Source organism: Dyella sp. (genome assembly GCF_035508675.1).
In the GTDB taxonomy this organism is placed as follows: Bacteria; Pseudomonadota; Gammaproteobacteria; order Xanthomonadales; family Rhodanobacteraceae; genus Dyella_B.
This window is the reverse complement of sequence record NZ_DATJMN010000319.1, coordinates 1-8,390: the sequence shown is the minus strand read 5'-3', so window position 1 is coordinate 8,390 and position 8,390 is coordinate 1. Positions and strand designations below refer to the sequence as shown.

Annotated in this window: 9 protein-coding genes; 5 read left to right on the top strand and 4 right to left on the bottom strand. The window is 63.7% G+C overall.

Annotated features, from left to right (window positions below):
* Positions 1-150 precede the first annotated feature (150 nt).
* From VMA74_RS16900 to VMA74_RS16890, 3 genes are read right to left on the bottom strand one after another with little or no spacing between them, the layout of a single operon-like run.
* A complete protein-coding gene (locus tag VMA74_RS16900; protein WP_325369073.1) occupies positions 151-549 on the bottom strand; it encodes a hypothetical protein in 399 nt (132 codons plus the stop codon).
* A 9-nt stretch (positions 550-558) separates the two neighbouring features.
* Positions 559-1,425 (bottom strand): acyl-CoA thioesterase II, encoded by an 867-nt coding sequence (tesB, locus tag VMA74_RS16895; RefSeq protein ID WP_325369071.1) that lies wholly within the window; start codon positions 1,423-1,425, stop codon positions 559-561.
* Between the two features lie 57 nt (positions 1,426-1,482).
* Positions 1,483-2,049, bottom strand: coding sequence for an N-acetylmuramoyl-L-alanine amidase (locus VMA74_RS16890; protein WP_325369069.1), 567 nt, complete (start codon positions 2,047-2,049; stop codon positions 1,483-1,485).
* A gap of 127 nt (positions 2,050-2,176) precedes the next feature.
* Here VMA74_RS16890 and VMA74_RS16885 point away from each other — a divergent pair, with 127 nt between their 5' ends.
* The 5 genes from VMA74_RS16885 (at position 2,177) to egtD (ending at position 7,841) form a co-directional block, all read left to right on the top strand.
* Entirely contained in the window at positions 2,177-2,695 is a 519-nt protein-coding gene (locus VMA74_RS16885; RefSeq protein WP_325369067.1) for an alpha/beta hydrolase, read from the top strand.
* Positions 2,692-4,878 (top strand): bifunctional 23S rRNA (guanine(2069)-N(7))-methyltransferase RlmK/23S rRNA (guanine(2445)-N(2))-methyltransferase RlmL, encoded by a 2,187-nt coding sequence (gene rlmKL, locus VMA74_RS16880; RefSeq protein WP_325369065.1) that lies wholly within the window; start codon positions 2,692-2,694, stop codon positions 4,876-4,878. The genes VMA74_RS16885 and rlmKL overlap by 4 nt, the downstream gene beginning before the upstream one ends.
* 64 nt (positions 4,879-4,942) lie before the next feature.
* Entirely contained in the window at positions 4,943-5,344 is a 402-nt protein-coding gene (locus tag VMA74_RS16875; RefSeq protein WP_325369063.1) for a hypothetical protein, read from the top strand.
* A gap of 278 nt (positions 5,345-5,622) precedes the next feature.
* Positions 5,623-6,873, top strand: a complete 1,251-nt coding sequence (gene egtB / locus VMA74_RS16870; protein ID WP_325369061.1) for an ergothioneine biosynthesis protein EgtB — start codon at positions 5,623-5,625, stop codon at positions 6,871-6,873.
* Positions 6,870-7,841 (top strand): L-histidine N(alpha)-methyltransferase, encoded by a 972-nt coding sequence (gene egtD / locus VMA74_RS16865; protein ID WP_325369059.1) that lies wholly within the window; start codon positions 6,870-6,872, stop codon positions 7,839-7,841. Before egtB ends, egtD begins: the two co-directional genes overlap by 4 nt.
* A gap of 231 nt (positions 7,842-8,072) precedes the next feature.
* On the opposite strand, the gene VMA74_RS16860 is transcribed toward egtD, so the two are convergent.
* Positions 8,073-8,390, bottom strand: a 318-nt coding sequence (locus VMA74_RS16860; RefSeq protein WP_325369057.1) for a TRCF domain-containing protein, incomplete at its 5' end; no start/stop codon positions are given.

The window sequence follows — 8,390 nt, the reverse complement described above, 5'->3', positions numbered from 1 at the left end:
CCGGGTAATAACCGCAGGCGTGTGGCAGCGTCTGGAACAGGCGGACATGATCGGAGCGCATGGCCTGATTCTATGTCCGCTGCCGGTCGCCGTGGCAAGGTTTTTGTAAGCGTACCGGCGGGTGCGTGCATGCCATCCTGGCCTGCGCGGCTAGATAAAGTGCAGGTAATGCAGGCCGAGCACGATGAACACCCCCACGATCGCCAGCAGCACGATGCGCCGCGCCCGCGCCACGGTATGTTCACGGCGGGTATACAGGGACGCCACCGGATCGCGCGACATCCTGAGTTCTTCGGCATGACGCACCTCCGGCTCGATGCTGAGCTTGCGCATCAGCTCACGCGCCCTGGTGTAATCGTCGGCCTTCTGGACCCAGACCTGGGGCCACGCGTCGCGATTCTCGCTGCCGCGGGCGTAGCTGAAGCGCTGGTAGCTGGGACGGTTCCAGTTGGAACGGTTGGTGATGCTGGTATCGATGCCGTTTTCGGCCATCAGGGCCGCCACGCGGTCGATGTTTTCCTGACGAGGAGATGTGTAAAGCAGACGCATGGAATGATTTTACTCGTCGCGCAGCCGGATCAAGCCTTCCTGGGCGGTGGAGGCCACCAGCTCGCCGGCCCGGTTGAAGATCTGGCCGCGCGCCAACCCGCGTGCGCCCTGCGCCGTGGGGCTGTCGAACGAGTACAGCAGCCATTCGTCCACCCTGAAAGGGCGGTGGAACCACATGGCGTGATCCAGGCTGGCCATCTGCAGGTTGGGGGTGAGGTAGGAAATCCCGTGCGGCAGGGTGCTGGTGCCGATCAGGTGGAAATCCGACGCATAGGCCAGCAGGGCCCGATGCAGTACCGGTGAATCCTCCACCGGCGAGGTGAGCCTGAGCCAGATGTGCTGGATCGGTGGCCGCTTGGCCGGATGCAGTTCGTCGCGCGGCCACACTTGGCGGAATTCAAACGGGCCATCGTTGCCCAGCCAGCGTTGCAGTTTCACCGGCAGGCGCGCCAGCTCCTCCGGCGGCACGCGATGCATGGGCTCCACGTCCTCCGGTTCCGGCACCTCCGGCATGCTGGATTGGTGCTCCAGCCCTTTTTCAGGGACCTGGAACGAGACCGCGCAGTTGAGAATGGGCTGGCCATGCTGGATCGCTACCACGCGGCGGGCGGAAAACGTCCCGCCATCGCGCGCGCGTTCCACGCTGTAAACGATCGGCGCGTCGATGTCGCCTGCACGCAGGAAATACGCGTGCAGCGAATGCGCTTCGCGCGAGGGATCGACTGTCTGCTGCGCGGCGGACAACGCCTGGCCGAGCACCTGGCCGCCGAATACGAAGCGCGTGCCGATGTCACGGCTCTGGCCACGGAAGAGGTTATCCTCCAGCCGTTCGAGTTGCAGAAGCTCGACCAGTTCTTTGACGTGTGCTTCCCGCATCGCGGCTGACCCCTGAGATAAATGGCCCGGAATTATAGCGGGCGTCGTCCTGCAGTCTCAGTGAGGCGCATGGAGGCGCCGCAAGCCACTCCCAACCAGCACGTCCGGCCACGGAAACAGCGGGCCGGGATCGAGCTTGCGCGGTACTTCCCGGCTGGGATCGTCGCTAGCCGGCACGCGGGCCGTATCCAGGTCCTCGTGGCCGGCGATCTCCTGCAGGTTTGGATATTCCGTGCGCAACTGCGCCAATAGCGCGCGGAGCGCGTCGATCTGCGCCGAGGTATAGGGTTCGCGCATGGTCTGGTTGCGCGAGTCGAACCAGTTCGGATAGCGCCCGCGGTTCACCAGCTCGATGCCGATCGACGGCGGGTTGTACCCGCGTACGTGATGCGCCACGCGGGTGCCCGGCACATAGCGATGGACCGAGCCGTCGCGATCGATGTAGTAGTGGCCGCTGTTGCCGGTGCCGGTTTCATACAGCACGCGTTCGCCGTATTCGCGCGCGGTCGCCAGGTCGGGCAATTCGGTGCAGTGGATGACGACCAGGGTGACGTCGCTCGCTGGGCGTTCGGGCAGTTTGGCGGCGTAGGGGAGGGGCTGGTCGTGGATGGTCAAGGTCGGCATGCACTGGATGACGTGGGGAGCCACTATAGAAAGCCGGGATGGCCATCCCAGCCTACATTCATGCCTCATCTTGCGCATCACCAAGCGGCTATCATGCACGTCCCGCTGCGCAAATACGGAGAGCGCCATGCCCGGCCACGTCATTCTTTCCCATGGTTCGGACACCGGTCCGGATGCCACCAAGGTCAGCGTATTGGCGAAAGTCGCCGAGTCCATGGGCTGGACCACCGAGCGCCCGGATTATCGCGAAGACGACCAGCGCGGGCATGCCGGGTCGATCGAGCCGCGCCTTGCCCGCTTGCATCAGCGCATGGTGGCCTGCGCCAAGCCGCCGGTGCTGGTGGGTTCCAGCATGGGCGCGTTCATCTCCGGACTGGCCTCGCTGGAGGCGCCGGTGGCAGGCTTGTTCCTGCTCGCCGCACCAGCCCTGATTCCCGGCAGCGATCTGGCCTTCGACGTGCGCCTGGACGTGCCCACGCTGATGATCCACGGCTGGCACGACGAGGTCTGCCCGCTGGACGAGATCTACGAGTTCGCCGGCCGGCGCGAGCTGCCGCTGCTGATCCTGGATGACGACCATCGGCTCAGTGCGCACATGGATGCCATCAGCCGCCAGTTTGGCTTCTTCCTCGAATCCCTGGCGTGAAGCAGTTTTTCGCCACCTGCCCGAAAGGGCTCGAATACCTGCTGCGCGACGAACTGATGGCGCTGGGCGCCACTGACGTGCACGAAGCGCTGGCCGGCGTGCGTTTTTCCGGCAGCCTGGAAACGGCCTATCGCGCCTGCCTATGGTCACGCCTGGCCAGCCGCATTCTGTTGCCGCTGGCGGAATTCGACGCGGCCTCCGACGAGGCCTTGTATGCTGGCGTGCAAGCCATCGACTGGTTGGAGCATCTTGCGGCGCACGCCACGCTTGCGGTGGACGCCAACACCGCGCAAAGCAAACTCACGCATAGCCAGTACCTCGCGCAACGCGTCAAGGATGCGGTAGTGGACCAGTTCCGCCAGCGTGGCCACGCGCGGCCGGATGTGGATACCGAAGAGCCCGACGTGCGCATCAACCTGCGCCTGCGCCGCGACCGTGCCACGCTGTCGATCGATCTGGCCGGTGCCCCCTTGCACCGCCGAGGTTGGCGCGAAACGCAGGGCGAAGCGCCGCTCAAGGAAAACCTCGCCGCGGCCATGCTGCTGCGCGCGGGCTGGCCGGCCATCTATGCGCAGGGCGGTGCCTTGCTCGATCCGATGTGCGGCTCCGGCACCTTGCTGATCGAAGGCGCCCTGATGGCGGCGGATGTCGCCCCGGGTCTGCGCCGCGACTACTACGGTTTCCTTGGTTGGCAGCAGCACGACATCGCCGTGTGGCGTGGCCTGCTCGACGAAGCCAATCAGCGCGCGCAAAGCGGCCTGCCTGCGTTGCGCAGCTGTTTCTTCGGTTCCGACACGGATGCGCGCATGGTGCAGATGGCCAAGCGCAATGCGCAGGAAGCCGGTGTCGCCGGCTTCTTTACGCTGGACCGCCACGATGCGCAGCACGTGCGCCCGCCTCCCGGTTTCAACCATGGACTGGTCATCACCAATCCGCCGTATGGCGAGCGGCTCGGCGAGCGCGAAAGCCTGCCGAAGCTGTACCGCGCGCTGGGCGAAACCCTGCGCGACCATTTCACCGGCTGGCGCGCCGCTGTACTCGCTGGCGATGCGGAACTCGGCCGCGCCACCACGCTGCGCGCGGAAAAGAAATACACGCTCTACAACGGCGCGCTGGAAACCGTGCTGCTGATCTTCGAACTGCATCCGCGCGACGACACGCCGCGCGAAAGGCCGCCGCTGTCGCCGGGCGCGCAGATGCTGAAGAACCGCCTGGAGAAAAACGCCAAGCATCTGCGCAAACGCCTGGAGCGCGAAGGCATCCACGCCTGGCGCGCGTACGACCAGGATCTGCCGGAATACGCCGCGGCGATCGACGTCTATACCGATACCTCCGGCATCACCCATCTGCACATCCAGGAATACCGCGCACCGGCGGATGTGCCCGCGGAACTTGCGCGCACGCGCCTGCGCGAGACCGCGCGCGTGGCCGGCGAAGTGTTCGATACGCCGCGCGCACGCATCGCCATCAAGACCCGCGAGCGCGGCAAGGGCGGCGCCAAGTACGGCCAGTTCGACCAGCGCGGCGAATTCTTCGAAGTGGAAGAGGGCGGCCTCAGCTTCCTGGTGAATCTCTACGATTACCTGGATACCGGTTTGTTTCTCGATCATCGCCTGGTGCGCGCGAAGCTGCGCGAACTGGCGGCAGGCAGGCGCTTTCTCAATCTGTTTGCCTATACTGCCACGGCCAGCGTGTATGCAGCGGCCGGCGGTGCGCGCGATACCACCAGCGTGGATCTCTCCGGCACCTACCTGGAGTGGGCCTCGCGCAATCTTGCGCTGAATGGCTTCACCGGCGAAAAACATCGCCTGATCCAGGCGGACGCCGCCAGTTTCCTGCAGCGCACGCACGAGCGTTATGGCTTGATCTACGTCGATCCGCCGACGTTTTCCAATTCCAAGCGTGCGGAAGACTTCGACGTGCAGCGCGACCACGTCAAGCTGCTGCTGGCTTGTGCGGAGCGGCTGACGCACGATGGCGTGATCCTGTTCTCCAACAATTTTCGCCGCTTCTCGCTCGATCAGGAGGCGCTGGCGCCGCATCTGGCGATTGAAGCGTGGGGCGCGGGCAGCATCCCGTTCGATTTTTCGCGGCGCGCCAACATTCACGATTGCTGGCTGTTGCGTCGACACGTGATTAAGGACCAGATAAATCCCTGGGAAAATGCACGTGTAAAGAAATGAAACCCTTCAGTACGGATTAAGCGCCCCCGGACCACCATTCACGCCGTACAGACGGAGGTGTGCCATGTTCAAACGTAGTGTCGGCAAGTTCGTTGCGGTCGGCTTGGCCTTGGCGGCAGCCGGGGCTGCAGTGCCACTGAGTGCTTCGGCGCACCCTTGGGGTGGTCCGGGTTGGCACGGTGGTTACGGCTACCACGGTGGTGGTTATTATCGTGGTGGCTGCTGCTATCGCGGTGGTTATTGGAGTGGCGGCCGCTGGATCGCTGGCGCCGTCATCGGCGGCGCGGTAGCCGGGCTCGTGGCCGGTGCGGTAGCGGGTCCGCCGGTGTACTACGCACCGCCGCCGACGGTGGTGTATACGCCGGGCACTGTGGTCTATCAGGCCGCGCCGCCGCCGGTAGTAACGACCACCACGGTCACGACGACGGATCCGTACGGTACGCGCTACATCGGTCCGGCTTACTGACCCTCGCTTGACCCAAAGTATTAAAGAGCCCGGCATCGCCGGGCTCTTTATTTTTTTATACTGGCCCCAACAGTTGCCTGCTTGATGCGTTGTGATGCTGTGCTGCTGGCATGGTCGCGATGGTGTTCGTACGCGTGGAAGCCACTGCGTGCGACGCCATGTTCCTGCCATGTGCGTATCACAGAATATGAACAATCGCTGCGGCATGGTGGCTGTATGATCGTCCGCTGTACCGCGCTCCCCATGGTGTATCGCTACACGTTCGCCGAGCCTGCGTCATGAGTGTCCCCGCCTTCACCTTATATACCGAGGATGCCGTTGCGCGGTTCAGGCGCATACGGCATCAGACACTGGCCTTGTGCATGGGATTGAGCGGCGAAGACCTGCAGGTGCAATCGATGCCGGATGCCAGTCCCGGCAAATGGCATCTGGCGCATACCACTTGGTTCTTCGAGCAATTCGTGCTGGGCCATGATCCAGCCTACCGGTCGCCAAACCCGGAGTGGCATTACCTGTTCAACTCCTACTACGAGTCGGTTGGACCGATGCATGCGCGCCCGCAGCGTGGTCTTTTGTCGCGGCCGACGCTCGAGGAGATTTGTGATTACCGTGCGCGCATCGACGAAGCAGTCGATGAACGTCTGGTGCATGGCATCACTCCAGAACTCGCGGCGCGCATCGAGTTGGGCCTGCAGCACGAACAACAGCATCAGGAGCTGTTGCTTACCGACATCAAGCACATGTTGTCCTGCAATCCGCTGTTGCCTGCGTATCGCCAAGCGCCAGCGCAGGTTCAAAGTAGAGCCGCGCACTTGCGTTTCCTGCCTGGCCGGCAAGGTCCGGTCGACATCGGCCACCCCGGCGACAGTTTCGCTTACGACAACGAAACGCCGCGCCACACCACCTGGCTTTCCGCCCACGCGCTCGCCAATCGCCTGGTCACCAATGCCGAATACCTGGCGTTCGTGCGCGACGGCGGCTACCGAGAAGCAGGCTTGTGGTTGTCCGACGGCTGGGCGCTGGTGCAACGCGAAGGCTGGCAGCGGCCGCTGTATTGGCAAGAAGACCTGGCGAGCGAATTCACGCTTGCGGGTGTATCCCCGCTCGATCCGCATGCGCCGGTATGCCATGTCAGCTATTTCGAGGCGGATGCGTTCGCACGCTGGGCCGATGCGCGCCTGCCTACCGAAGCCGAATGGGAAGATGCCGTGGCGCAGCTGCCGGTCGATGGCAACTTCCAGGACGATCTACGCTTTCATCCCGCTGCGGCGCCGCTGGGCGATGGTCATTTGCAGATGTATGGCGACGTGTGGGAGTGGACGGCCTCGCCTTATGTCAGCTATCCCGGCTTCAAGCCGCTGCCCGGTGCGCTGGGCGAATACAACGGCAAGTTCATGAATGGCCAGTGGGTGTTGCGCGGCGGCTCGTGCGCGACGCCACGCGACCACATCCGCGCCAGTTACCGCAATTTCTTTCCGCCCCATGCCCGCTGGCAATTTGCGGGCATCCGCCTGGGACAGGACCGATGAGTGTTCAAGCCTATGATGTACGTGACGAACAACGCCCACCCGATAATCTGCTATTGCAAGTGGTACAGCGCGGCTTGCGCTCGCAACCCAAGCGCCTGCCGTCCTGGTTGTTCTACGACGAACGAGGCTCGGCGCTGTTCGAGCAGATCTGCGAGCAACCCGAGTATTACCTGACACGCACCGAGATCGCGCTGCTGGACCAGCACGCCAGCGAGATCGGCGAGGTGCTGGGGCCTGACGTGCGCCTGGTCGAATATGGCAGCGGCCATGCGATCAAGACGCGCCTGTTGTTGGAGCATCTGGCCACGCCCGTGTCGTGGGTGCCGATCGAGCTATCCACCGAACCTCTGCGGCACAGCATGGCACGCATGGCCGGCTATTTCCCGGAGCTGCCGATCCAGCCGCTGGCGGTGGATTTCACCCGCCCGCTGCGGTTGCCGGTGCCGCCGCGCGCGCCGCGCCGCACGGTAGTGTTCTTCCCCGGCTCCACCATCGGCAACTTCACCGATCGCGAAGCTGCGCAGCTGTTGCGCAAGATGCGCGGCGAAATGGGCGACAACGGCGGCATCCTGGTGGGTGTGGACCTGAAGAAGGATCGTGCCACCATCGAAGCGGCCTACAACGATCGCGCCGGCATCACCGCGGCGTTCACGCTCAACATGCTGGTGCGCTTGAACCGCGAGCTCGGCTGTAATTTCGAACTGAACGCATTCCGCCATCGCGCGCGCTACAACGCCATGGCCGGACGTATCGAAACGCATATCGTCAGCACGCGTGATCAACGCGTACGCGTAGGCCGTTTGCAAGTGTTGTTCCGCGAGGAAGAAGCGATGCTGGTGGAATACAGCTGCAAGTATTCGCCGGAGGATTTCGCAGCGCTGGCGGCGACGGCGGGGCTGGCTGTGCAGCACGTATGGTTTGATCCGGAGCGGATGTTCAGCTTGCAGTATTTGACGCGGGCGGCGTAAAGCTAGTGGTCCCAACTTGAGGGCACTTCCCTAAATTGCACGCAAGCGCAACGAGCTCTGGATCATCGCGACAAACGGTTCCCTCCCCTGCTGCCGCAGGGGAGGGAGCGCATCGCGGCCAGTATCACGTTGTACCGACTTGTCATGCTGTTAGACGAGCAGAGGGCAATTTGCTGAAACCGCCGCTCCGGCGACGAATCCACGAGGAGCGGTGGATCCCACCCTGCAAAGCTACGCCGCCTTGCGCGCCCCGAGCCTGCCAAGCAGTTCCTGCGCAGCGCGCACCCTTTCGCTGCTTCCGGGCAACTCCAGGTTGATCTTCAGCTTGTCCTGCCCATCGAGCTTGTACACGCGCGGATAGTTCTGCACCAGGCGAATGATCGCCATCGGATCGACATCCGGTTTGTCGCGGAAGGTGATGCGTCCGCCGTTGGCGCCGAAGTCCAGCTTGCGAATGCCCAGTGGCGTGGCCATCAGCTTCAGGCTGGCGATGGCGAACAGGTTTTTCACCGCATCGGGCAGCAGGCCGAAGCGGTCGATCATTTCCAC